At 68.9% G+C, this 22746-nt stretch carries 21 protein-coding genes and 2 pseudogenes; 13 read left to right on the top strand and 10 right to left on the bottom strand.

All coding sequences use genetic code 11. The annotated features are described in order from the left end of the window. Positions 1–19 precede the first annotated feature (19 nt). Positions 20–1447, bottom strand: coding sequence for an FAD-binding oxidoreductase (locus ACWPN5_RS23225; protein WP_492297593.1), 1428 nt, complete (start codon positions 1445–1447; stop codon positions 20–22). 269 nt (positions 1448–1716) lie between these two features. Here ACWPN5_RS23225 and ACWPN5_RS23220 point away from each other — a divergent pair, with 269 nt between their 5' ends. Then, a complete protein-coding gene (locus ACWPN5_RS23220; protein ID WP_145689450.1) occupies positions 1717–2448 on the top strand; it encodes an SDR family NAD(P)-dependent oxidoreductase in 732 nt (243 codons plus the stop codon). A gap of 270 nt (positions 2449–2718) precedes the next feature. Continuing rightward, on the top strand, positions 2719–3006 hold the full coding sequence (locus ACWPN5_RS23215; protein WP_145689449.1) for a hypothetical protein: 288 nt from the start codon (positions 2719–2721) through the stop codon (positions 3004–3006). A gap of 34 nt (positions 3007–3040) precedes the next feature. Here ACWPN5_RS23215 and ACWPN5_RS23210 read toward each other — a convergent pair whose 3' ends face one another. Then, the gene (locus tag ACWPN5_RS23210; protein ID WP_492297590.1) at positions 3041–3979 is read right to left on the bottom strand and encodes a LysR substrate-binding domain-containing protein; all 939 of its coding nucleotides are present in this window, start codon (positions 3977–3979) and stop codon (positions 3041–3043) included. Between the two features lie 240 nt (positions 3980–4219). On the opposite strand from ACWPN5_RS23210, the gene ACWPN5_RS23205 reads away from it, so the two are divergent. From ACWPN5_RS23205 to ACWPN5_RS23175, 7 genes and pseudogenes are all read left to right on the top strand, one after another. Further along, entirely contained in the window at positions 4220–4969 is a 750-nt protein-coding gene (locus tag ACWPN5_RS23205; protein ID WP_145689446.1) for an SDR family NAD(P)-dependent oxidoreductase, read from the top strand. A 25-nt stretch (positions 4970–4994) separates the two neighbouring features. Further along, entirely contained in the window at positions 4995–5840 is an 846-nt protein-coding gene (locus ACWPN5_RS23200) for a transketolase (protein ID WP_186466186.1), read from the top strand. Further along, complete coding sequence (locus ACWPN5_RS23195) at positions 5837–6850, top strand: transketolase family protein (RefSeq protein ID WP_200476493.1); 1014 nt, start codon at positions 5837–5839, stop codon at positions 6848–6850. The genes ACWPN5_RS23200 and ACWPN5_RS23195 overlap by 4 nt, the downstream gene beginning before the upstream one ends. 121 nt (positions 6851–6971) lie before the next feature. Next, a complete protein-coding gene (locus ACWPN5_RS23190; protein WP_492297587.1) occupies positions 6972–8027 on the top strand; it encodes a TRAP transporter substrate-binding protein in 1056 nt (351 codons plus the stop codon). Positions 8028–8124: 97 nt separating this feature from the next. Continuing rightward, entirely contained in the window at positions 8125–10014 is a 1890-nt protein-coding gene (locus ACWPN5_RS23185; RefSeq protein ID WP_200476497.1) for a TRAP transporter large permease, read from the top strand. 64 nt (positions 10015–10078) lie between these two features. After that, positions 10079–10570: pseudogene (locus tag ACWPN5_RS23180) on the top strand (NAD(P)-dependent oxidoreductase); the annotation flags it as partial. After that, positions 10556–10984, top strand: coding sequence for an NAD-binding protein (locus ACWPN5_RS23175; protein ID WP_348982522.1), 429 nt, complete (start codon positions 10556–10558; stop codon positions 10982–10984). The pseudogene ACWPN5_RS23180 and the gene ACWPN5_RS23175, both read left to right, overlap by 15 nt. A gap of 30 nt (positions 10985–11014) precedes the next feature. Here ACWPN5_RS23175 and ACWPN5_RS23170 read toward each other — a convergent pair whose 3' ends face one another. Next, positions 11015–11653 (bottom strand): DedA family protein, encoded by a 639-nt coding sequence (locus ACWPN5_RS23170; RefSeq protein WP_492297586.1) that lies wholly within the window; start codon positions 11651–11653, stop codon positions 11015–11017. Positions 11654–11872: 219 nt separating this feature from the next. On the opposite strand from ACWPN5_RS23170, the gene ACWPN5_RS23165 reads away from it, so the two are divergent. Next, on the top strand, positions 11873–12697 hold the full coding sequence (locus tag ACWPN5_RS23165) for an undecaprenyl-diphosphate phosphatase (protein ID WP_145678902.1): 825 nt from the start codon (positions 11873–11875) through the stop codon (positions 12695–12697). Here the strand turns inward: ACWPN5_RS23165 and ACWPN5_RS23160 are convergent. From ACWPN5_RS23160 to ACWPN5_RS23150, 3 genes are read right to left on the bottom strand one after another with little or no spacing between them, the layout of a single operon-like run. Continuing rightward, positions 12687–14006: a sensor histidine kinase gene (locus tag ACWPN5_RS23160; protein WP_492297584.1), complete on the bottom strand. Its 1320-nt coding sequence runs from the start codon at positions 14004–14006 to the stop codon at positions 12687–12689. The two genes, ACWPN5_RS23165 and ACWPN5_RS23160, sit on opposite strands and share 11 nt — an antisense overlap. Next, entirely contained in the window at positions 13999–14694 is a 696-nt protein-coding gene (locus ACWPN5_RS23155; protein WP_145689439.1) for a response regulator transcription factor, read from the bottom strand. Before ACWPN5_RS23155 ends, ACWPN5_RS23160 begins: the two co-directional genes overlap by 8 nt. Positions 14695–14710: 16 nt before the next feature. Further along, complete coding sequence (locus tag ACWPN5_RS23150; protein ID WP_492297583.1) at positions 14711–15592, bottom strand: amidoligase family protein; 882 nt, start codon at positions 15590–15592, stop codon at positions 14711–14713. A 278-nt stretch (positions 15593–15870) separates the two neighbouring features. On the opposite strand from ACWPN5_RS23150, the gene ACWPN5_RS23145 reads away from it, so the two are divergent. Continuing rightward, positions 15871–16353 (top strand): hypothetical protein, encoded by a 483-nt coding sequence (locus ACWPN5_RS23145; protein WP_492297581.1) that lies wholly within the window; start codon positions 15871–15873, stop codon positions 16351–16353. A gap of 437 nt (positions 16354–16790) precedes the next feature. After that, the gene (locus ACWPN5_RS23140; protein WP_492297579.1) at positions 16791–18101 is read left to right on the top strand and encodes a hemolysin family protein; all 1311 of its coding nucleotides are present in this window, start codon (positions 16791–16793) and stop codon (positions 18099–18101) included. Between the two features lie 774 nt (positions 18102–18875). On the opposite strand, the gene ACWPN5_RS23135 is transcribed toward ACWPN5_RS23140, so the two are convergent. Then, positions 18876–19313: an isocitrate lyase/phosphoenolpyruvate mutase family protein gene (locus ACWPN5_RS23135; protein WP_307833580.1), complete on the bottom strand. Its 438-nt coding sequence runs from the start codon at positions 19311–19313 to the stop codon at positions 18876–18878. On the opposite strand from ACWPN5_RS23135, the pseudogene ACWPN5_RS23130 reads away from it, so the two are divergent. Then, positions 19281–19532: pseudogene (locus tag ACWPN5_RS23130) on the top strand (transposase); the annotation flags it as partial. The gene ACWPN5_RS23135 and the pseudogene ACWPN5_RS23130 overlap by 33 nt on opposite strands. On the opposite strand, the gene ACWPN5_RS23125 reads toward ACWPN5_RS23130, so the two are convergent. The 3 genes from ACWPN5_RS23125 to ACWPN5_RS23115 all read right to left on the bottom strand — a co-directional run bounded on the left by ACWPN5_RS23125 (position 19496) and on the right by ACWPN5_RS23115 (position 22696). Then, positions 19496–19972 carry a hypothetical protein gene (locus tag ACWPN5_RS23125; RefSeq protein WP_492298026.1) on the bottom strand — a complete coding sequence of 159 codons (477 nt, stop codon included), beginning with the start codon at positions 19970–19972 and terminating at the stop codon, positions 19496–19498. The pseudogene ACWPN5_RS23130 and the gene ACWPN5_RS23125 overlap by 37 nt on opposite strands. A 322-nt stretch (positions 19973–20294) precedes the next feature. Then, positions 20295–21062, bottom strand: a complete 768-nt coding sequence (locus tag ACWPN5_RS23120) for an enoyl-CoA hydratase/isomerase family protein (RefSeq protein ID WP_145689435.1) — start codon at positions 21060–21062, stop codon at positions 20295–20297. 65 nt (positions 21063–21127) lie between these two features. Continuing rightward, positions 21128–22696, bottom strand: coding sequence for a class I adenylate-forming enzyme family protein (locus tag ACWPN5_RS23115; RefSeq protein WP_492297577.1), 1569 nt, complete (start codon positions 22694–22696; stop codon positions 21128–21130). Positions 22697–22746 lie beyond the last annotated feature (50 nt).

The raw sequence follows: 22746 nt of genomic DNA, 5'->3' as shown, positions 1-22746 counted from the left end.
GAGGAAGGAAAGGCGGAAGTCAGCCCGGCGGCAGGAGCCGTCCGGGATTGAAGATGTTCTGCGGGTCGAGCGCCCGCTTGACCGCGCGCATCAGCGTCAGCTCCGCCGGCGGCTTGTAGCGGGCCATCTCGGCGAGCTGGACGCGGCCGATCCCGTGTTCGGCGCTGAAGGTGCCCTTGAGCCGGGCGGCCTCGTCGTTGACGGCGTGGCGCAGCGCGGCGGCAAGCGCGTCGCGGTCGCCCGATGCGGCGGCCTCCCAGGCATCGAAGCTGAAGAAGGGAATGAAGTGGACGTTGCCGTCGCCGAGATGGGCAACCACGATCACCGGCAGATCGGGCACCAGGGCGCGCACCGCCGCGGTCGCCGACGCGATGAAGGCGGGCACCGCCGACAGCGGCACCGCGCAGTCGGTGGTCAGGCCGACGCCGGCCTTCTTGTTGGCCTCCGACACGCTGTGGCGGATCTCCCACATGGCGTGGCGCTGCGCCTCGCTGGCGGCCAGCGCCGCGTCGCTGAGCAGCCCGTCGGCGAAGGCGTCCTCCAGGATCGCCTGAAGCTCGGCGTCGAGCGCCTCGCCGGAGCCGTTGTCCGACAGCTCGATCAGGACGTGCCAGTCGGCCGCGCTGTCGATCGGGCTGCGCCGGCCGGGGACGTTGCCGACCACGAGGTCGAGCTGCAGGCGGTTGATCATCTCGAAGGCGGACAGCCGGGCCGCGCTGCGTTCCTGCACGCGGGTCAGCAGGGTCAGCGCGTCCTCCGGCGACGCCATCCCGACCCAGGCCACCGCGTGGCGCGTCGGCAGCGGGTGCAGCTTCAGGGTCGCCGCGGTGATGATGCCGAGCGTGCCTTCCGAGCCGATGAACAGATGCTTCAGGTCGTAGCCGGTGTTGTTCTTGCGCAGGCCGTACAGGCCGGACCAGACGGTGCCGTCGGCCAGCACGACCTCCAGCCCCAGCACGTTCTCGCGCGTGTTGCCGTAGCGCAGGACCGAGGTGCCGCCGGCGTTGGTGGCGATGGTGCCGCCGATCTGGCAGGAGCCCTCGGCGCCCAGGCTGACCGGGTAGAGCCGCCCGGCGGCCGCGGCGGCCTCCTGCACGGTGGCGAGGACGCAGCCGGCCTCGACCTCCATCGTGTTGTTCACCGGGTCGATGGCGCGGACCGCGCGCATGCGGGTCAGGCTGAGGATGACCGGGGCGGGGCCGGTCTCCGACGGGACGGCGCCGCCGCACAGGCTGGTGTTGCCGCCCTGCGGCAGGACCGGCACGCCGTGCTTGGCGCAGCAGCGCACCACGTCGGCCACCTGTCCGGCGTTGGCGGGACGCGCGAGGCAGAGCGCCGGGCCGCGGTAGCGCCCGCGCCAATCCTCGGTCACGGCGTCCAGATCGGCGGGGTCGGTCAGGACGGCGTCGGCGCCGATCAGGCTCGTCAGTTCAGCGATCACGTCCACCCGCGATCTCCTTGATCCAGTCAGTAAATGATCGATATACGATTACAACAACTGGAATATGATAGCTTGAGATATGTGCTCCAACAAACCTCTTTTTGCAGAGAGGGCGAATTTTCGGTGCGCGGAAGCGTCGTTACAGGCACCCTCCGACCCTATCGGCGGGATCGGACGCAAGATTTGAAACGCGGGGCGGTTCGCGCCGCCGTCGCTCGACGCCGTTGAACCATTGGCGGAGCGCGGTGTTGTCACTCTCCGCGGGAGGGGGCGTCATGAGCGGAATCGCGGGTTTCACCACGTCGATCCGGGCCGCTGTGATCGGGGCGAGCGGCGGCATCGGCGCCGCCGTGACGCAGCGGCTGCTGGCCGATCCGGGAGTGACGGAGGTGGTGGCCCTGTCGCGCCGCCCCATCGCCCCGGCGGACAAGCTGCGCACCGGCTTTCTCGACCTCGCCGACGAGCCTTCCATCGCCGAGGCGGCGGCAATGGCGGGGACGGTCGACCTCGTCTTCATCGCCAGCGGCCTGCTGCACCAGGACGCGGTGCAACCGGAGAAGAGCTGGCGCAGCCTGGACCCGACCGCCATGGCGCGCCTGTTCCAGGTCAACGCCACCGGCCCGGCGCTGGCCGCCAAGCATTTCCTGCCGCGGCTGCCGCGGCGCGGGCGGGCGGTCTTCGCGGCGCTCTCCGCCAAGGTCGGCAGCATCGCCGACAACCGGCTCGGCGGCTGGTACGGCTACCGGGCGTCCAAGGCGGCGCTCAATCAGATCGTCCGGACCACGGCCATCGAACTGGCGCGCTCACGGCCGGAGGCCGTTTGCGTCGCGCTGCATCCGGGCACCGTCGACACCCCCCTGTCGCACCCCTTCCAGGCCGGGGTGGCTGCGGACCGGCTGTTCAGCGCCGACGTCGCCGCCGCGCATCTGCTCCGTGTCCTCGGCGATCTGACGCCGACGGACAGCGGTGGCCTGTTCGCATGGGACGGTCGGCGGCTGCCCTATTGACCCGTCCTCCGGTACCGTCCGTGCTCCAAAGGACCGCCGGGAGTCTGCGCGAGACCGTGCGGCAAGCGGCCGGCCTTCCGGCCGGGGCATCGGCCATATCCCCCATGCTTGTATGAATTTCGAACGCGTATTGGATGCATTCAAATTGACATTGTCGGTCTAAATGGAGCATAGGATCACGCATTGAATGCAGGCATTGCCTCCTGAAGGAACACGCGATGTCATCCGAACAGGAGTGGCCGCCTCGTCCCCCTCCCGGCACCGGCGTGCGTGGTCGCCCGCTGCGAGGTCGGTGGTCCGGACTGCTCCGACGCCGACCCGGCTGACGGCCCCGCCCGCAGACAACGACACGCGCCCGACCTGACCGCCGTCAGGTTCCCCGACGATGGGCAGCGTCAAAGCTTGGAGATGTTCAAAATGTACGACTGGTTCCCCATGGTCTTCTTTCCGTTCAAGATCATCGTGCTGGGCACGGGCATGTTCTTCGCCATCAAGTGGCATCACGATCAGGCGAAGAAAGAGAAGGCGAAGAAGAACGACGAAGCCAGCGGACTGTAAGCACCCGCCGAACATCACGGCCGCCTGACAGGCCCTAATCGCTTTTGTTCAGTGAGGACAGGAACTGCTCCTCCCACTGCCGTCCGGCTTCCAGCTCGCTGAACAGCCACTCGCGGAACAGCCGGATCTTGGGAAGGTTGGCGGTCGATTTCAGGGTCACGAAGCCATGCCCCTGCGCCCGCAGGCCACGGGTCGGGAAGGGGATGATGAGCCGGCCCGCCAGCAGCTCCTGCCGGGCGAGCAGCAGGCTGTCCAGGCACACGCCCATGCCGTTCGCCGCGGCGTTGATCGCCATGAAGGAGCGGTCGAAGCGCAGGCCGCGCTCCATGTCCAGCTCGACCCCGCGGTGCCGGTTCGCCCAGTCGCGCCAGCCGACGATGTTGATTTCCGAATGGATCAGGATGTGGCGGCTGATGTCCGACGGCTTGCGGATCGGGTTCAGCCCGTTCGCCAGCGCCGGGGAGCACATCGGCACGATGACGTCGTCGGGAAACAGCTCCAGCACGCAGCCGGCCGGCGGCGGGCCGGGGTTGTAGCGGATGTCCACGTCGACCGCCCCCGTCGTCAGGTCGATGGGTGAGACCGACGCGCGCAGGCGGATGTCGATGGCGGGGTGGATCTCCTTCACCCGCCCCAGCCGCGGCATCAGCCATTGCGCGGCAAAGCTGGGCATCGAGCGCACGGTCAGGATCGTCGTGCCGCTGCCCGTCGTCGTGACGTTGCGGGTCGCCGTGTCGATCCGGGCGAAGGCGGCGATGATCTCCGCGGCGTAGGCCCGCCCGTCGTCGGTCAGCGCGACCGACCGGTGCACCCGGTGGAACAGCCGGATGCCGAGCTGCTCCTCCAGAATCTTCACCTGATGGCTGATCGCCGAGGGCGTCAGGCCGAGATCCTGCGCCGCCGTTGCGAAGGAGCCGAGCCGCGCCGCCGCCTCAAAGGCTTGCAAAGCCTTGATGGAAATCCGTTTCCGCATCGCACCATATTGATGAATTCATTTCAGCATTCGGCAATCTTATTCGTTTGTCGAATTCATCTCAAGACCATAGGATTGTTGCAACGATCGGAGGCCCGGACCATCCGCCCTCCGTACCGAAAAACCACCAAAACCGAGCGAAAACGACGCTCCGCCGCGGCATCCCCAGGGCCGCCACGCCCACGGCCGTCACACCCACGGCCGCCATGGCGGAGCCAGCTTCGAACAAAGGGAGCGAGCATGTTGCTGTCCAACAAGGTGTGCGTGATCACCGGAGCGGCGTCCCAGCGCGGCATCGGCCGAGCCACGGCGCGGCTGTTCGCGCTGCACGGCGGGCGGGCGATCATCCTGGACCTCGACGGCGGTCAGGCCGCCGAAGCCGCCGCCGAGCTGGGCGAGGCGCACCGCGGCATCGCCTGCGACGTGACCGACAAGGCCGCCTGCGTCAGCGCCGCCGCCCGCGTGGTCGAGGAGTTCGGCCGCATCGACGTGCTGGTCAACAACGCCGGCATCACCCAGCCGCTGAAGTTCATGGACATCGAGCCGAAGAACTACGAGGCGGTGACCGACGTCAGCCTGCGCGGCACGCTCTACATGAGCCAGGCGGTCGTCCCGCACATGCGCGCCCAGAAGTCCGGCTCCATCGTCTGCATCTCCTCGGTGTCGGCGCAGCGCGGCGGCGGCATCTTCGGCGGCCCGCACTACAGCGCCGCCAAGGCCGGCGTGCTCGGCCTCGCCAAGGCGATGGCGCGGGAGCTGGGTCCGGACAACGTCCGCGTCAACTCCGTCACCCCCGGCCTGATCCAGACCGACATCACCGGCGGCAAGCTGACGCCCGAGCTGCGGGCGGACATCCTCAAGGGCATCCCGCTGAACCGCCTGGGCGACGCCGAGGACGTGGCGCGCTCCTGCCTCTTCCTGGCGTCGGAGCTGTCGTCCTACGTCACGGGCGCCACGCTCGACGTCAACGGCGGCATGCTCATCCACTGATCCCGAAACGCTGGAGACGACTCCCGTGGACACCTCCCAACTGGGCCACAACGTTCCCCTGACCGAACGCGCCTACCGCATCCGCCGCAACGCCGTGCTGATGGGCGAGGTGCAGGGCCAGGGCTACATCGGGCAGGCTCTCGACATCGCCGACGTGCTGGCCGTGTCCTACTTCCACGCCATGCGCTACCGGCCGGAGGACCCGCACTGGGAAGGCCGCGACCGCTTCCTGCTGTCCAACGGCCACTACGCCATCGCGCTCTACGCCGCCCTGATCGAGGCCGGCATCGTCCCGGCCGAGGAGCTGGAGACCTACGGCAGCGACGACAGCCGCCTGCCGATGTCGGGCATGGCCGCCTACACGCCGGGCATGGAGATGTCGGGCGGCTCGCTCGGCCTCGGCCTCAGCATCGCGGTCGGCATCGCCCTCGGCCTGAAGCGCAAGGCGTCGGACAACCGCGTCTACACGCTCTTCTCCGACGGCGAGCTGGACGAGGGCTCGGTCTGGGAGGCCATCATGTCGGCGGCCCATTACAAGCTCGACAACCTGATCGGCATCGTCGACGTCAACAACCAGCAGGCCGACGGCCCCTCCACCCAGGTGATGGCCTTCGAGCCGCTGGTCGACAAGCTGGAGGCCTTCGGCTGGTTCGTCCAGCGGGTGGACGGCAACGACATGGACGCCGTGGTCGCCGCCTTCGACGCCGCCCGCGACCATCCGGAGCCCAAGCCCCGCATGATCGTCTGCGACACCAAGATGGGCAAGGGCGTGCCCTTCCTCGAAGCCCGCGAAAAGAATCACTTCATCCGCGTGGACGCGCACGAGTGGACGCTCGCCCTCGACGCGCTGGACGCCGGGAGGACCGCATGAGCACCGCCACCACCACCCCGGCCGCCGCCAAGCCGCGCCTGAAGACCTCCGCCATGATCGCCTCGATCGCGGGCGAAGGGCAGCGCACCAAGCCCGCCCCCTTCGGCCACGCCCTGGTCGAGCTGGCCAAGGCCCGGCCGGAGATCGTCGGCCTCACCGCCGATCTGGCGAAATACACCGACCTGCACATCTTCGCCCAGGCCAACCCGGACCGCTTCTATCAGATGGGCATGGCCGAGCAGCTGCTGATGGGCGCCGCCTCCGGTCTGGCGCACGAGGGCTTCATGCCCTTCGTCACCACCTACGCGGTCTTCGCCTCGCGCCGGGCCTACGACTTCGTGCACCAGACGATCGCGGAGGAGAACCGCAACGTCAAGATCGCCTGCGCCCTGCCGGGCCTGACCTCGGGCTACGGCCCCAGCCATCAGGCGGCGGAGGATCTGGCCCTGATGCGCGCCATGCCGAACATGGTGGTGATCGACCCCTGCGACGCCCTCGAGATCGAGCAGGCGGTGCCTGCCATGGCCGCCCACCAGGGGCCGGTCTACATGCGCCTGCTGCGCGGCAACGTCCCGCTGGTGCTCGACGAGTACGATTACACATTCGAACTCGGCAAGGCGAAGCGGCTGCGCGACGGCGCCGATGTGCTGGTCATCTCCTCCGGCATCATGACGATGCGGGCGCTGGAGGTGGCGAAGGCCCTGGAGGCCGACAAGGTCGACGTCGCGGTGCTGCACGTCCCGACCATCAAGCCGCTCGACACCGAGACCATCCTGGCCGAGGCCGGGCGCAGCGGGCGGATGGTCGTCGTCGCCGAGAACCACACGGTCATCGGCGGTCTGGGCGAGGCGGTGGCCGGCACGCTGCTGCGCGCCGGGGTCGTTCCCAGCGCCTTCCGCCAGATCGGCCTGCCCGACGAATTCCTGAAGGCCGGCGCCCTGCCGACGCTGCACGACCTCTACGGCATTTCCACTGACGCCATGGTAACCAGCATCAAGGGGTGGCTGTAAGCCGCCCCTCACCCCCGTCGCTCACCCCATCCCGGCTGTCGCAGAAGCGAGGACACCCTAAGAACCGCGCCGCGCCCGTTCCCGATACGCTGAACGACAAAAGACCACAGGAGAGGAAACAATGGACAAGAAGCCGCCCCAAACCCCCGCTCACTCGACCCTGGGCCTTCTTCGCCCGAGCCGCCGCGCCGTTCTGGCCGCCGCCGCCGCCGTGCCGCTGGTGACCATCCTGAAGCGCCCGGCCAACGCCGCCGAGTTCCAGTTCAAGTACGCCACCGGCCAGGACCCGACCCACCCGGTCAACATCCGCGCGCAGGAGGCCATCGACCGCATCCGCGAGGCGACGTCCGGCCGGCTCGACATCAAGCTGTTCCCGGCCAACCAGCTCGGCAGCGACACCGACCTGCTGGGGCAGGTGCGCAACGGCGGCGTGGAGATCTTCAACCTCTCCTCGCTGATCCTCGCCACCTTCGTCCCGCTGTCCGGCATCACCAGCATGGGCTTCGCCTTCAAGGACTATGACGCGGTCTGGCAGGCGATGGACGGCGAGCTGGGCAAGCATGTCCGGGCGGAGATCGCCAAGACCCCGATCATGACGCTCAGCAAGATCTGGGACAACGGCTTCCGCCACGTCACCTCCTCCACCCGCGTCATCAAGACGCCGGAGGACATCAAGGGCTTCAAGATGCGGGTGCCGCCGGCGCCGGCCCTGACCTCGCTGTTCAAGGCGATCGACGCCGCCCCGGCGCCGATCAACTTCAACGAACTCTACTCCGCCCTGCAGACCACCGTGGTGGAGGGGCAGGAGAACCCGCTGGCGATCATCGCCACCGCCCGCCTGTACGAGGTGCAGAAGTCCTGCAGCCTGACCGGCCATGTCTGGGACGGCTACTGGGTGCTCGGCAACAAGCGCGCCTTCGCGCGCCTGCCCGCCGACATCCAGGCCATCGTCGCCCGCGAACTGGACCGTTCGGCGGACGACCAGCGGGCCGACATCGCCGCGCTCACCGAATCGCTGCAGAAGGACCTGTCCGCCAAGGGGCTGACCTTCCACACCATCGACCGCGAACCGTTCCGCAAGGTGCTCGCTGGGACGAACTTCTACGCGGAGTGGAAGGAGAAGTACGGGGCCACCGCCTGGGACCTGCTTGAGAAGGTGACCGGCAAGCTGGGCTGACGCGGTCCGCCGACGCGGCCGGCTCCCGGTTCCCCAAGGACCCTGCGGGGCCGGCCGCCTCCCCACAACCGATCGTCCATGCGAAGGGCTGGTTACCATGAACACTCCCGTCAACACGGCAGACGCCGCCGTTCACGGCGCCGGGCGGCCATCGGGCGCCGGCACCGGCTGGCTCGACCGGCTGGACCGCGGCATCGGGCTGCTGGTCGAGACGCCCGCGGCGCTGCTGGTGCTCGCCGAGGTCGGCGTCCTGCTGGTCGGCGTCATCTGGCGCTACCTCCTGCACAGCCCGATCATCTGGTCGGACGAGCTGGCCTCCATCCTGTTCCTCTGGCTCGCCATGTTCGGCTCCGTCGTGGCGCTGCGCCGTGGCGAGCACATGCGGATGACCGCGATCGTCGGCATGCTCCAGCCCCGCACCCAGGCGTTCCTCGACGTGGTGGCGATCACCGCGGCGCTGGCCTTCCTGCTGCTGATGGCCGAGCCGGCCTATGAATTCGCGGTGGAGGAGGTGTGGGTCACCACCCCGGCGCTGGACATCCCCAACTCCTGGCGGGCGAGCGCGCTGCCGGTGGGCTTCGTCCTGATGATCGCGGTGGCGCTGCTCCGGCTGGCGCGGCTGGGCCGCCCGTCCGATGTGCTGCGGGCGGTGGCGGCGGTCACGGCGGTGGTCGGCGTCATGGCGCTGGCGGCGCCGCTGTTCGCCGGGCTCGGCAACTACAACCTGCTGCTCTTCTTCGTGGTGGGCGTCGGCGCGATGGTGTTCCTCGGCCTCCCCATCGCCTTCGCCTTCGGTCTGGCGACCTTCGGCTATCTGGCGCTCGCCACCTCGACCCCGGCCATCGTCATGGTGGGCCGCATGGACGAGGGGATGAGCCACCTGATCCTGCTGTCGGTGCCGCTGTTCGTCTTCCTCGGCCAGCTGATCGAGATGACCGGCATGGCCCGCGCCATGGTCGGCTTCCTGGCCAGCCTGCTCGGCCATGTCCGCGGCGGCCTGTCCTACGTGCTGATCGGCGCCATGTACCTCGTCTCGGGCATTTCCGGGTCGAAGGCGGCGGACATGGCGGCGGTCGCCCCGGTGCTGTTCCCCGAGATGAAGGCGCGCGGCGCCAAGCCCGGCGACCTCGTCGCCCTGCTGTCGGCCACCGGCGCCCAGACCGAGACCATCCCGCCGTCGCTGGTCCTCATCACCATCGGCTCGGTCACCGGCGTGTCCATCGCCGCCCTGTTCACCGGCGGCCTGCTGCCGGCCGTCGTGCTGGGCGCGGCGCTGGCGGCGCTGGTCTGGTGGCGCTACCGCCACGAGGATCTGTCCCACGTCCGCCGCGCCAGCAAGGCGGAGATCGGCAGGGCCTTCCTGATCGCGCTGCCGGCCATCGCGCTGCCCTTCATCATCCGCGCCGCGGTGATCGAGGGTGTGGCGACCGCGACCGAAGTGTCGACCATCGGCATCGTCTACGCGGTGGTCGCCGGCCTGCTGATCTACCGCCAGTTCGACTGGCGCCGCATCTACCCGATGCTGGTCGAGACGGCGTCGCTGTCCGGAGCGATCCTGCTGATCATCGGGGCGGCCACCGGCATGGCCTGGGCGCTGACCCAGTCCGGTTTCTCCAGCTCGCTGGCCGAGGCGATGCGGGCCCTGCCGGGCGGGGTGCCGGTCTTCATCGTGGTGTCGATCATCGCCTTCATCATCCTGGGCAGCGTGCTGGAGGGCATCCCCGCCATCGTGCTGTTCGGACCGCTGCTGTTCCCCATCGCCCGCCAGCTGGGGGTGCATGAGGTGCACTACGCGATGATCGTGATCCTGGCCATGGGCATCGGCCTGTTCGCCCCGCCCTTCGGCGTCGGCTACTACGCGGCCTGCGCCATCAGCCGGATCAACCCCGACGAAGGCATGAAGCCGATCATCGGTTATCTGGTGGCGCTGACCATCGGCCTGATCGTCGTCGCGGCGGTGCCCTGGATTTCCATCGGTTTCCTGTGATCCGTCTTCCGGCCCGGTTGCCCGACGTTTTAACGGTTGGACCGGGCCTCTCTCTCCTTCTTCCGTTCAGGAAAGTGATACGGCCATGATGACGGTGGGCTTTATCGGCCTCGGTTCCATGGGCATGCCGATGGCGTGCAACCTGCTGGCCCGCGGCTTCGCGCTGCGCGGCTTCGACGTGCGGCGCGAGAGCGTCGCCGCCCTGGAAGTCCGTGGCGGACGGGGGGCGGACAGCGCCGCCGCCGCCGCCGAAGGGGCCGACGCCCTGGTCCTGATGGTGGTCAACGCCGCCCAGGCCGAGTCCGTCCTCTTTGCCCAAGGCGCGCTGGACCGCCTGCCGGACGGCGCCACGGTGATCCTGATGGCGACCTGTCCGCCGGACGCCGTCGCCGCGCTCGCCGCGCGGGTCGAGGCGGCGGGGCGGCGCTTCGTGGACGCCCCGGTGTCGGGCGGGACGGTCGGGGCGGTGGCCGGAACGCTCTCGATCATGGCGGCGGCCCCGGCGGCGGTGGTGGAGCGGGTGCGCCCGGTCCTGGCGGCGATGGGCGACAAGGTCTTCCACGTCGGCGAGGCGCCGGGGCAGGGCGCCACGGTGAAGACGGTCAACCAGCTGCTGTGCGGCGTCCACATTGCCGTGGTGGCGGAAGCCTTCTCGCTGGCCGCCAAGGCCGGCGTCGATCTGGCGGTCCTGTTGGAGATCATGAGCGGCTCGGCCGCGTCGAGCTGGATGCTGAAGGACCGCGGCCCGCGCATGCTGGAGGCCGAGCCGGGCATCACCAGCGCGGTGGACATCTTCGTCAAAGACCTCGGCATCGTCCTGGAGGCCGGGCGCGGCGCCAAGGCGGCGCTGCCGCTGGCCGCCGTCGCGCACCAGATGTTCCTCTCCGCCTCCGGGCGCGGCGAGGGCACGATGGACGACAGCCAGGTGATCCGCAGCTACCACCTGCTCAACGGCGTCACGCCGGGGTGAGGCGGCCCCGCCGGTCCAGTGTCGCGCGGCTTACCGATAGCGGCGGCTCGGCCGCCGCCGCGGTCCCAGGAACCAAGCGATCAGGGCCGTCAGTGCGATGCTGCCGGCGAGGGCGGCCATCATGAGCCCGCCGAAGCCGCCCGTTTCGGAGGCGATGCTGCCGACGCCGGCCGACGCCAGCCATCCCGGCGCGAGCATGGCGGGCGCCCACACGGCGGCGGACGCGACATTGGCGAACTGGAACCGGCGACCGTTCATCTTCATCATCCCCGCAACGAGCGGGACGATCGAGCGCAGGGGGCCGAGAAACCGCCCGATGAACACCGCGGCGAAGCCGTAGCGGCGGAAGAACAGGCGCGACTTCGCCACCTCCGCCCGGTATCGGGACAGGGGCCGCCGGTACACCACCGTCGGCCCCAGCCAGCGTCCCAGGCTGTAGGACACGGCGTCGCCCGCGATGGCTCCCAGGACCGCTCCGGCGACCACCGGCACCGGGTCGATGATGCCCAGCCCCAGAAGCGTGCCGAACATGATCATGAGGGCCGTCGCCGGTACGGCGAGGCCGACCAGGACCACCGATTCGCAGAACGCCAGGACCGCCACGATCGGGCCGGCCCAGTCGTGATGGCGTTCCAGGAAATGCATGACCATCTCGACGGCTGCATCCATGATGTGATCCACCTTCGGCCGTTTCAGGGAAGCGGAGAGACGGCACCGCCGTCGCGGACCTCTTCCAACCGTCCCAACCAGTCCTAGCCGCTGCGGCTGACACGATCCTGACGGCCTCCCAATTGCGCCGCGGAATCGCCGGTCCGCATCAGGTGCGTGTCAGATTACGACGGCAGGCTGCCGCCGTACACGACACCAAGAAGAAACGGAGACGGGACGATGCAGATATGGGAAGCGGCTGTTCTGGGGCTCTTGCAGGGCCTGACCGAGTTCCTGCCGATCTCGTCGAGCGCGCATCTCAGGATCGCGGGGGAATTCCTGCCATCCGGCGCCGATCCCGGGGCGGCCTTCACCGCCATCACGCAGATCGGCACGGAGTTGGCCGTCCTCATCTATTTCCGGGAGGACCTGATGCGGATCGCGACGGCGATGATCCGCCAGACATCGGGTATCGGCGGCCACGTCCCGGAGGACGCGCGCCTCGGATGGCTCATCGTGGTTGGCAGCGTGCCCATCGTCGTCCTCGGCCTGCTGTTCAGCGGAGCCATCGAAACAAGCCTGCGAAGCCTCTACATCGTCGCCTCCACGCTCATCGTGTTCGGCATCATCCTGGGCGTCGCGGACCGCTACGGCCGCCGGCGCAAGGTGCTGGCCGAGCTGTCGTGGCGCGACGGCCTTCTGCTCGGCTTCGCCCAGGCGATGGCGCTCATCCCCGGCGTGTCGCGGTCGGGGGGCACCATCACCGCGGCCCTGATGCTGGGCTTCACGCGTGAGGCGGCGGCGCGCTACTCCTTCCTCCTCGCCGTTCCGGCGGTGTTCGGGTCGGGCTTCTACCAGCTCGCCAAATCCTGGGGGGAGCCGCAGCACGTCGCCCTCGCCCCGACGATCGTGGCGACCGCCGTCGCCTTCCTCGTCGGCTACATCGTGATCGTGGCGTTCCTGAAGCTCGTGTCGCGGGCGTCCTTCATGCCGTTCGTGATCTACCGGACGGTGCTGGGGCTTGCGCTGCTGGCGCTGTTGCAACTCGGCGTGATCACGCCCTGACGGGTGTCGGGCGGGGTGGGGCGAGCGGCACGATCAGCTCGATGGCGAAGGTGGGGCCGGCTCCGATGCGGGCGTCCCCACCCAGATTGCGCAGGATGCGCCGGACGATGGCGAGGCCGAGCCCGGACCCCGGCGAATTCTGCGCGCCCTTGTGGAAGCGCTCGAACAGCACGTCGCCCTCGTCCTGTGCGACCGCCGGCCCTTCGTCGGACACGCGCAGGACCGCCGTGCGCTCGTCCCGGCTCGCGAGGGACACCGAGACCTGCCCCCGCCCGTGGCGGAAGGCGTTGTCGAGCAGGTTCCTCAGGGCTTGGCGCAGCTGCCAGTGCGCGTCCGCGACCACCAGCGCTTCGGCGACGGCGACGTCGATCGTGCGCGACGCCGCCTCATAGGCCGGGAGCATGTCGGCAACCGCCTCCCGGACGATCCTGGCGAGCCCGATGGAGACGTCCGACCCATCGGGCCCCCGCTCGCCACCCTGGTCGGCGCGGGCCAGGACCAGGAGCTGGTCGATGAGGTGGCGCATCTGCTCCATGTCCCGCGCGATGGCGCTCCAGTCGGGGCTTGGCTCGGTGCGCGCCTTCTGCAGCCGCAGATCGAGCACGGCGAGCGGCGTCCTCAGCTCATGGGCGGCATCGGCGGTGAAGCGCCGTTCTATTTCGTACGCCGACGACAGGCGGTCCAGCGCCTGGTTGGCGGAGATCGCCAGCGGAACGATCTCTTCCGGCAGTTCGCGCAGCGGGATGCGCCGGTCGGGATGGGCGACGCCGATGGTCGCGGCGAGGTCGGCCGCGCGGCGGACCGAGCCCAGCATCCAGCGCGCCAGGAAGACGATCGACACCAGCGAGATGGCCGCCAGGATCGCGATGACCACGGACGACCCGGCCATCCGCGCCCGGAAGAGCTGGCACAGCTCCTCGCAGTCCTGCCAGTCGTTGCGGCTCGCGACGAGCACGCGGTCGCCGTCGATCAGGCGCGTCGTGATGGCGGCCCGCGCGCTTTCGGGAAGCGTCTCCGGATTGCGGAAGGGCAGCGGTGCGGCGCCCGCCGGCGCGCTCGCGACGAGATCGCCGGCGCGCGTGTAAAGCGCGTAGCGCCAGTCCGAGGCGGAGAACTGCACGGGGAGCGCGCCGAGGTTCGAACCGTCCGGGGCGGGCGTAACCGTGGCGAGAAGGGTGTCGACCTGCTCGTTCAGGACGTGCGCGCGGATGTCCTCGTCCAGGTCGAGCAGGTAGATCACGACGTTGCCCACCCCCAGCGCGAAGACGAGCGCCATGACCAGGAGCAGACGGGAGCGCAGGCTATTCATCCGCAAGCGCCCGCGCCTCCGCCGTCATCTTGTAGCCGACGCCGCGGACCGTGGCGATCTGGACGCGGGCCCCCGCCGCCTGCAGCTTCTTGCGCAGTCGGGAGACGATCGCCTCGATCGCGTTCGGCGTGACGGCCTCGTGGATGGCGTACAGGCGGTCTTCGAGCTGGTCCTTGATGACGATGCGCGGCGCCGACCGCATCAGCTCCTCCAGCAGCGCGAACTCCTTGCGCCCGAGGTCGAGCGACCGCGCGTCCACCCGGGCGTCCCAGGACGGGACGTCGAAGGTGAGGTTGCCGAGCGCGAAGGACTCCGTCCGGCGCGGTCCCGGCCGGCGGAGGACGGCGCGCAGCCGGGCCTCCAGCTCCCTCAGGTCGAAGGGCTTGACCAGATAATCGTCGGCCCCGGCGTTCAACCCGGCGAGACGGCTTTCCAGAGAATCGCGGGCCGTGAGGATGAGCACCGGCACGCCGTGCGACTCCCGCCGCCGGACATGCTCCAGAACGGCCATGCCGCCCGCTCCGGGCAGGCCGAGGTCGAGCACGATGCCGTCGTAGCGGGTGATCCCGAGCGCCGTGATCGCTTCCTCGGCGGAACCCACGGAATCCACCACGAAGCCGACCTTCGCCAGATGGCCGGCGACCATCTCCGACAGGGCCTGATGGTCCTCCACAAGCAGCAGTCTCACGTCGTCCTCGCTGACATCAGGCTGCCCGTTCCCGCAGGGATCGCCAACGCCGCAGGAGGTCGTCGCGGTCGCCGGCCAACGTTTCCACGCCGGCCCAGCCGTTCCAGGCGTCGGCGATGCTCCACGCCGGATCGCTGACATGGGCCTGGGGCAGGCGGTAATGAAAGACGGCCCGGCTTCCGATCTTCTCATGGGGAAGCGCCGCCCTCACCCGGTCCGGGAAGAGGTGCAGGAACAGGGGCAGCAGGTCGAGATCGCGGTTCCGCGTCGGGTTGGCGGCGAGATAATCCTCGGCCAGGGTCGGCAGGTCCGGCCAGTAGTCCGGGGCGACGACGCGGCGGACATAATCGTCCGGATAGGGCGCGGGGAGGAAGGCCGGCGTCAGGCCGCGGCCGACCGTCTCGCGGCGCAGCCGGGCGTTTCGCAGCAGGAACGCCTTCAGCACGGCGGTGATCGTGCCGGCGTCGAGGCTGGGCGGATCGATGTTGAAATGCAGCCCCAGCGACCCGAACCACGTCGTCCCGGCGCCACGGGCGCCCGCGTCGCGCAGCGCGCGCAAGGCGTCGTCCACGCGGTGCAGCTCGTCGACGGGGAGCGGCGCGGTGATCAGTTCGCGCGGCACGACGCCGCTCAAGGCCGCGCCGAGCCAGGCGGCCAGCGCCGGGTTCAGGCGAAGGCGCTGGGCCGCCGCCGTCCGCCGCGGGTGGGCGTGGCGCACGTCGAGTTCGACGCTCAGGCGCCCGATCGCCGTGTCCTGGACATGGAAGGCGTGGGGGTCCTCCTCGACGCAGGTGCCGCCGAACGCGCGCGCCAGCGCCTGGGCGGCGGTCCGGGCGTCGATGCCCAGGAACTCGACCTCCACCCCCACGCGCCGGATCGTCCCTTGGGCGGTTCGCATCGACGGCGGCCGCCGGAAGCGGAGAGCGGAGCGGAGGGTGGTCCTGCGGCCTTCGGGTGGGGAATCGGTCGCCGGCGGAGGGTCATGATGGTGCATGCCCCGCATGTGGCCCCGCGCCTCCGGTTTCCAAGATGGTCCGCTGCAACGCACAAAAGTCCCGCCATGGGCAACGGGCGCCTTCCGTGGCCCGGCCTCGCCGCAAGGCGCACGAAACCCGACTGGACGCGCGATCGTCGTGCCCCCAAATAGGCGGACGCCACTTGGGGAAACCTGAAGCCATGCCGATCACCGCGCGCACCGCAGCCCTCGTCATCGCCGCCGGCCTGTGCGCCGCCACCCCCGCCAGGGCGGCCGATCCGGCGCCGGGAAATGGGCCGCTGTGTTCGCCCACGGTGTCCGCCGCCCTGACCAGCTGGGACATGGGGCTGCAGGCGGCCGGCACGTTCGGCGACCGCGCCGTCGCCCTGGCGAAGGAGAAGGGGCGGGAGTACATCCTGCCGCTGCTCGGCATCGATCCGGCGGGGTCGCCGCCCGGCGCCGAGGATGGGACCAGCGCCATCGGCCGCCTGCTCGAATCGAGCCGGCAGGATCCGCAGCAGCGTCTGGATCTGTGCATGGCGATCACCGGGGCGGTCGAATTGGCGAAGGGCTCGACGGCGGCCGGCCTGGAGGCGCTGAAGCGGGCTCTGGACGGCGTCGCCCGGCCGGCGCCGGCGGAGAAACCGGCAGAAAAGCCGGCGGACGGGCAGATCCGGATCTGACGGCGTCCGCAGGCGCAACGGGGCGGGCGCGTCCGGATCGTTCGGGGGTGCCACCAACGGTTTCGGGCCGCCACCCCGACTTCACGGTTGCGCGAAGGCGTGCCGAAACCACATGATCGCGGCAGGTGCAACAAAGACGGAGCGCCCCCGGCGACCGGCCGGGGACACCATGAACGTTTCAAGCGGCCCTTGTAGGCCGCAGGGTACCCGGCCCGACCGGATGTCCTGCGGCGTTCCCCCGCAGCCCGATTCGGGCGATTCCCAAGACGCAGACCCGTGGCCGGGCAGGCCCTGGCAGCCAAGCCGGGCGTCGAGCCGGTGCTGGGACCAGGCCAGGGCGCCCCTCGCCCCGCCCGGCCCACGCCCGTGGTCAGCCGCCCAACCGCCCCTGAGCCGTTGGAGCCCGCCGCCTCTCCTCACGTCCGGAATCGCCCGTCATGCTGTCTTTTGAAATCGCCATCATCGTCGCGCTGACCCTGTTGAACGGGGTGTTCGCCATGTCCGAGCTGGCCGTCGTCTCGTCGCGCAAGGCCCGGCTGCAGAGCATGGCCGACCAGGGCAACGGCGGCGCGCGGATGGCGCTGCGGCTGATCGATGACCCGAGCCGCTTCCTCAGCACGGTGCAGATCGGCATCACGATGGTCGGCGTCGTCGCCGGCGCGTACGGCGGCGCGACGCTGGGCGACCGGCTCGGCCAATGGCTCGACAGTTTTCCCGCCCTGGCCGGACGGGGTGAACTGCTCGGCGTCGGCGGCGTGCTGGTCGTCATCACCTATTCGTCGATTGTCCTGGGCGAGCTGATTCCCAAGCGGATCGCCCTGAAGAGCCCGGAGCGCGTGGCCTCGCTGATCGCCCCGCCGATGCGCCTGCTGTCGCGCATCGCCGCTCCCTTCGTCTGGCTGCTCGGGGCGTCGACCGACCTGCTGCTGCGCCTGCTCGGCCTGCAGGGGGCGCGGGAGGAATTGGTCACCGAGGAGGAGGTCCGCTCGATGATCTCCGAAGGCACCCAGACCGGCGTGTTCGCCCCGGCCGAGAAGGAGATGATCGACGGCGTGTTGCGGCTGGCCGACCGGACGGTGCGCACCATCATGATCCCGCGCCCCGACGTCACCTGGCTCGATCTGGGCAAGACGCAGGCCGAGCAACTGGCGGCGATCCGCGCCGGGGGCCATTCCCGCTACCCGGTGTGCCGCGGCGAACTCGACGAGCTGGTCGGCGTCCTTCACACCCGCGATCTGGTCGAGTCCCTCGTCGAGGGCCGGCCGTTCGATCTGGAGGCCCAGGTTGTCCGGCCCCTGGTCGTGCATGACGGCACGCCGATCCTGAAGCTGCTGGAGCTGATGAAGACCTCCGGCCACCATCTGGCGGTGGTCGTCGACGAGTATGGCAGCATCGAGGGCATCGTCACGCTGACCGACATCCTGGAAACCATCGCCGGGGATCTTCCGGAGGCCGGCGAGGCCATGGAAACCGCCGCGGTGCGCCGGGAGGACGGGTCCTGGCTGGTGGAAGGCTGGATGCCGGTGGACGAGTTCGAGGACACCGTCGGGCTGCGCGGGGTGCGCGGCACCGGTGACTTCCACACGGTGGCCGGTCTGGTGCTTCATCACCTGGGCCACGTCCCGGTGGCCGGCGAAGCGTTCGAATGGGAGGGCGTCCGGATCGAGGTTGTGGACATGGACGGCCGCCGGATCGACAAGCTGCTGGTCGTTCCCCGGCCCGTTCCCTCCGCGGGGGCCGACGAGTAACCGGACTCCCACTCCGAACGCCGCATAGCCCCATCCGGGGCAAGGTGGGACGCCGGAAGCCGCCAGGGCGCGACGCGCGCTTGGTGGTTCCCGGCGTTCCGCTGGTGGCCATGCCGTGGCCGCCCATGCCATGGCCGCCCATGCCATGGCCGCCCATGTGGCCGAAGACGGGCGCCCGGGCGCGAGGCGCCCGTTCCATGACTCTCTCGGCGTCGATCACGCTCGTCCGATGTGGAAAACGGTGGCGCTACGGGCAGGGACTCATGGTCCGCGCCAAGCGCGGACCCGTGAGCCGTTCGGCCTCAGCGTCTTCACTCTCTGGCATGTCGAGTGAGCAGAGACGCCTGTCCACTGCGGGGATGGTCATCGGAGGAAAAGTCATCGCCGAAGAAAGAGGCGTCCAAAAGTTAAGACTAAGCTCAAGCTGGGCCGGTATCAAACATCTTGTCGATGCGAAGACTTTCTTTCCAATGCTAATGTAGTTTTGTCCGAATGCATGATGTGTGAGCGGACAAAAATGTTTGCACATTCGTGTGCTCTAAGGCATTGATCTAGCATACGTGCTTGGTCAGCAAAATTTTCAAAGTTTGCACCTGACCACCATGTGGGAGCATTGGGTGGCGATATGCCCAAACAAAAATGTTTGCTCGTAACTCCTGGCAGGCATCTTCTGAGGCCGGCTCCAGCCACCGTCCGGTTGAGTTTATCTGGAGTGCCTTCGGGCGGTCCACGCCAGGCATGAAGCTGACCGGGCCGCCGCCCACTTCCTGTCGTTCAGAGTGTTGGCCGGCCGTGCGTCCGGAAGAACCTATTGAGCGCATCGAACGGTTCGGCCTCGCCGAGGGCGTCGAAGCGCCCGTGGTCGGCCAGCATGCGGGCCGCCCGCAGGAAGCCGCCCCAGGCGGCGCGGTTGAGGCCGCTGCCCAGGCTGATGCGACGGACGCCCAAGGTGGCGATCTGCTCCACCGACAGGCCAACCGGGGACGAGACCAGCAGGTTGAGCGGCTTCGGATCGACGGCGTCGACCGCCGCCTTGATGACGTCCGGGGTCCGCAAACCCGGCGCGTAGAGGACATCCGCGCCCGCGGCAGCGTAGGCCGGCAAGCGACGCAACGCTTTCTCGACGGTCGCTGGGTGATCCACCAGTAGGGACTCGCAACGTGCGGTCAGGAGGACGCCGGTTACCCCAAGGACCTGCGCACCAAGCTGCACAGCACGAACCCGCTGGAGCGCCTGAATGGCGAGATCAAGCGGCGGACCAACGTCGTCGGCATCTTCCCCGGGGAGGGGGCGGTCACCCGTCTCGTCGGTGCCTTGCTGCTCGAACAGCACGACGAGTGGGCGGTGTGCCGGCGGTACATGACCATGGAAAGCATGAACGAGCTGTGCCACCCTCAGACGGCTGATCCGCTGCCGATTGCCGCGGAGTAGGCCGGTGGCTTCACCTCGCCGAAGAGCACAGAGGCCCCCTCAGACACCACGCCTCGGGGCACGAACTGCGCAGGAGTTCGAAACCGGCTCGGCCGTACATGGTACGCTTGATGGTCTTCAGTCGATTGATCCGTCCCTCGACCAGGCCGGTCGGACCAGGCCGGTCGGACCAAGCCGGTCGACCAGGGCGTCTCCAGCGCCGCCCGCACGGTCGCCAAATCCTTTCGGAGTCCGGACGCGAAGCCCTCCAGCGATGTCCCGGCGGTGGCCGCCATCCAATCGTCGAGGGTGCCCGTCCCCTGCTTGCGCACCAGCGCAGCGAAGCGGTGCGCGAGATCACGTACGTCGCCGAGCACAGGGACATCGGCCAGCAGCGTGTCCACGAACCCCCGATCAACCTCCGCCAGTTCCTTCTGGTCGGTCTGCAGAAGGCGCGCCACGCCTCGGATGGACGGAGGCTTCCATGTGTCGGCCTTCGAGGGGCCGGCGTCCAGCGTGTCCGGGGACGTCCGGCGCCGGCTCGTGGCCCACGCCCGCACCGTTGATCGGCCGCCGGTGAACCCCCGGCCGCCGATCTCGCGCCATAGCGCGGTGGCGTTTCGCTGACCTTCGGCCTAGCGGTGCTCCAAGTGCTCGAGGTACGGCGCGAGGACCTCCCCGCCGCCTGACGGGCGAGCCCAGGTGCCGGGGCCGCTGTCGCGCAGGCAATTGGGTGGACGACAAGGTGATGGTGCCGTTGTCTTCCACCCTCCAAAACTATCGCTATGCACCGCCCCGGAACATGGGAGCGCGCTTTTCCAGGAAGGCGCTGACACCTTCACGGGCATCGGCTTCCGTCTCCAGCCGGCGGGCGACCGTCGCTTCATAGATGGCCGCGGCCTCGACCCCCTCGAGTTCGCCCAGGATCACGCCGGCCTTGATCGCGGCGACCACGGACGGGGAATTCCTGGCGATGTCGCCCGCCAGAGCGAGCGCTTCGCTCAATGCCTCGCCCTTTTCGGCCAGCCGGTTGATGAAGCCGGTCCGGTAAGCCTCGTCGGCCGACAGCGGGTTCGCCGTCAACATCAGCTCCAGCGCGCGGGCCGACGTCATCAGACGCGGCAGACGGCCGATCTGGCCGCCCTCGGGCAGCATGCCGAGACGCGCCCCCGGCGAACCGAAGGTCGCGTTTCTGCTGGCCACCCGCAGGTCGCAGTTCACTGCGAAGATGAGGGCCGCGGCATAGCAATGGCCGTTGATTGCAGCGATCACTGGCTTGCGCATGCTGCGCGGGCGCAGGAAGGGTTCTTCCCCCAGGTTGCTTTCGGCGTGCACGCCGGACGCGATCTCGTTCAGGTCATGGCCGCTGGAGAAGGCGATGTCCCCGGCTCCGGTGACCACGATCACGCGCACCGCGTCATTGCTTTCCGCTTCGTTCAGGAGACGGAGAAAGTCCGCCGCCATCGATCCTTCGAACGCATTCCGCTTGCGTTCGTTGGAGATGGTCAGGATGCGGATCGCGCCCTCCGTCCGCGTGGAAATTTCGGGCATGGCAATAGTCCTCTTTCAAGGCCGGCTGGCCTTCTCGGATTGGGTCGATTGGGATGGGGTTGGCGTCAGCGCCAGATTTTGTCCTGCCGGTCATAGGCGCCGACCCGCAGGTCGGGCTTCTCGGCGATCAGGTGCTTCTTCTGGACCCGCTGGGAGTCGGTCAGCGGGAAGCTGTCGCGGTACTCGTAGTAGCGGGGGACCTTGAACCCGGCGAGATGGCGGGAGCAGTGATCGGCGATGAATTCCGGCGTGCAGGAGTCCGGGGACACACCGGGGGCCAGCAGGATGTAGGCCTTGATCTCCTCGCCGCGGTAATCGTCGGGCACCGGCACGATGGCGGCGTCCTGGATCTGGTCGAGCGCGCGCAGCACCACTTCAACCTCGCGCGAGGCGATGTTCTCGCCCATGCGGCGGACCATGTCCTTGGTGCGGCCAAGGATGTAGTGATAGCCCTCGGAATCCACGCGGCAAAGGTCGCCGGTTCGGAACCATCCGTCGGTGAAGGCGTCCGCCGTCGCTTCCTCATTGCCGAAATAGCCCTTGAGGATGCCACGGCCGCGAACCCACAGCTCGCCCGTTTGGCCGGTTGGGACCGGCTTGCCGTCCTCGCCCGCAATCATCAGCTCGCGGAAGGGAGCGGCCACGCCGCAGCTTCCCGATCCGGTCTTCTCCGGCAGACGATGGGCGGGGACATAGCTGCCGCCGCCGATTTCGGTCATACCGTAGAATTCCTGGCCATACACGTCGAAGCGGCGCTGGAAGTCGACATGGCTCTCGGGGCCGAAGGCGAAGATCGTGGCGATCTTCAGCTTGTTGTCTGCGTCGCTGGCGCGCGGCGGCTGCTTGTAGACCATCTCGAACAGGGCGCAGTAATCGCATTCCAGCGCCGACACGTCGGGCATGAAGCGCTTGGCGCCCGGTTTGCGCGGGAAGAAGGCGCAGCCTCCGCTGACCATGGCATTCAGCAGGATGCGCTGCCCCACCATGTAGAAGAAGCTGGAGCCGACATAGAAGCGGCGCAGGTCGGTGGCGAAGAACTCGGTCGAACTGATGCCGAGGCACAGCCAATACTCGTTGCTGAGCATGCAGGCCTTGGAGAAGCCCGTCGTGCCAGAGGTGTATTGGAGATTCAGCGTGGCGTCCATCGAACGGGGGATCGCCGGGGCCTGACGGCCACGGGCCTCGTCCATCAGGATCCGCCAGTTGCGGTGACGGTCCGACACGGCATCGCCGATCACGACGATGCGGGAGGGATCGAGCGTCACCGTTTCCAGCTTATCCAGATGCGGCAGGAACTCCGCCTCCAGCACCATATAGGTGGCGAGCGAGGTCTTCAGGACATACTCGACCTCACGCGCGGTGTAGGTCGCGTTGACCGGTACCATCACCGCCTGGAGACGCGACAGCGCCAGCCAAGTGATCGGGAATTCCTCGCGGTTCCACGCCATAACCGCGACATGGACCCCCGGGCCGATGCCGATGGCGGACAGGGCGGCGGCGGCGGTATCGACCCTGGCAAGGACCTCGCCCCAGTTCCGCTCCACCCTATCGTCGAGAAAGCGCCAAGCGGGCGCCGTCGGGACACGGGTGGCGGTGGTCAGCAGCAGGTCATACACCGAATCTGGAAGCGTCATCGCCTCCAGGCGGTGGGCAAGAGCATCGGGTTCTTCCCTGCGGAAATCTG

It is taken from the genome of Azospirillum sp. UENF 211521 (assembly GCF_058780535.1).
Note: the sequence above shows the minus strand (reverse complement) of the source record. Positions and strands in the feature narration are given on the sequence as shown.

Coding starts and splice junctions, on each gene's coding strand:
- ACWPN5_RS23115 (WP_492297577.1), bottom strand. CDS start 22,696: ATGACGCTTCCAGATTCGGTGTATGACCTGCTGCTGACCACCGCCACC.
- ACWPN5_RS23150 (WP_492297583.1), bottom strand. CDS start 15,592: ATGCGAACCGCCCAAGGGACGATCCGGCGCGTGGGGGTGGAGGTCGAG.
- ACWPN5_RS23185 (WP_200476497.1), top strand. CDS start 8,125: ATGAACACTCCCGTCAACACGGCAGACGCCGCCGTTCACGGCGCCGGG.
- ACWPN5_RS23205 (WP_145689446.1), top strand. CDS start 4,220: ATGTTGCTGTCCAACAAGGTGTGCGTGATCACCGGAGCGGCGTCCCAG.
- ACWPN5_RS23120 (WP_145689435.1), bottom strand. CDS start 21,062: ATGCCCGAAATTTCCACGCGGACGGAGGGCGCGATCCGCATCCTGACC.
- ACWPN5_RS23190 (WP_492297587.1), top strand. CDS start 6,972: ATGGACAAGAAGCCGCCCCAAACCCCCGCTCACTCGACCCTGGGCCTT.
- ACWPN5_RS23140 (WP_492297579.1), top strand. CDS start 16,791: ATGCTGTCTTTTGAAATCGCCATCATCGTCGCGCTGACCCTGTTGAAC.
- ACWPN5_RS23165 (WP_145678902.1), top strand. CDS start 11,873: ATGCAGATATGGGAAGCGGCTGTTCTGGGGCTCTTGCAGGGCCTGACC.
- ACWPN5_RS23195 (WP_200476493.1), top strand. CDS start 5,837: ATGAGCACCGCCACCACCACCCCGGCCGCCGCCAAGCCGCGCCTGAAG.
- ACWPN5_RS23170 (WP_492297586.1), bottom strand. CDS start 11,653: ATGGATGCAGCCGTCGAGATGGTCATGCATTTCCTGGAACGCCATCAC.
- ACWPN5_RS23145 (WP_492297581.1), top strand. CDS start 15,871: ATGCCGATCACCGCGCGCACCGCAGCCCTCGTCATCGCCGCCGGCCTG.
- ACWPN5_RS23210 (WP_492297590.1), bottom strand. CDS start 3,979: ATGCGGAAACGGATTTCCATCAAGGCTTTGCAAGCCTTTGAGGCGGCG.
- ACWPN5_RS23160 (WP_492297584.1), bottom strand. CDS start 14,006: ATGAATAGCCTGCGCTCCCGTCTGCTCCTGGTCATGGCGCTCGTCTTC.
- ACWPN5_RS23175 (WP_348982522.1), top strand. CDS start 10,556: ATGGGCGACAAGGTCTTCCACGTCGGCGAGGCGCCGGGGCAGGGCGCC.
- ACWPN5_RS23220 (WP_145689450.1), top strand. CDS start 1,717: ATGAGCGGAATCGCGGGTTTCACCACGTCGATCCGGGCCGCTGTGATC.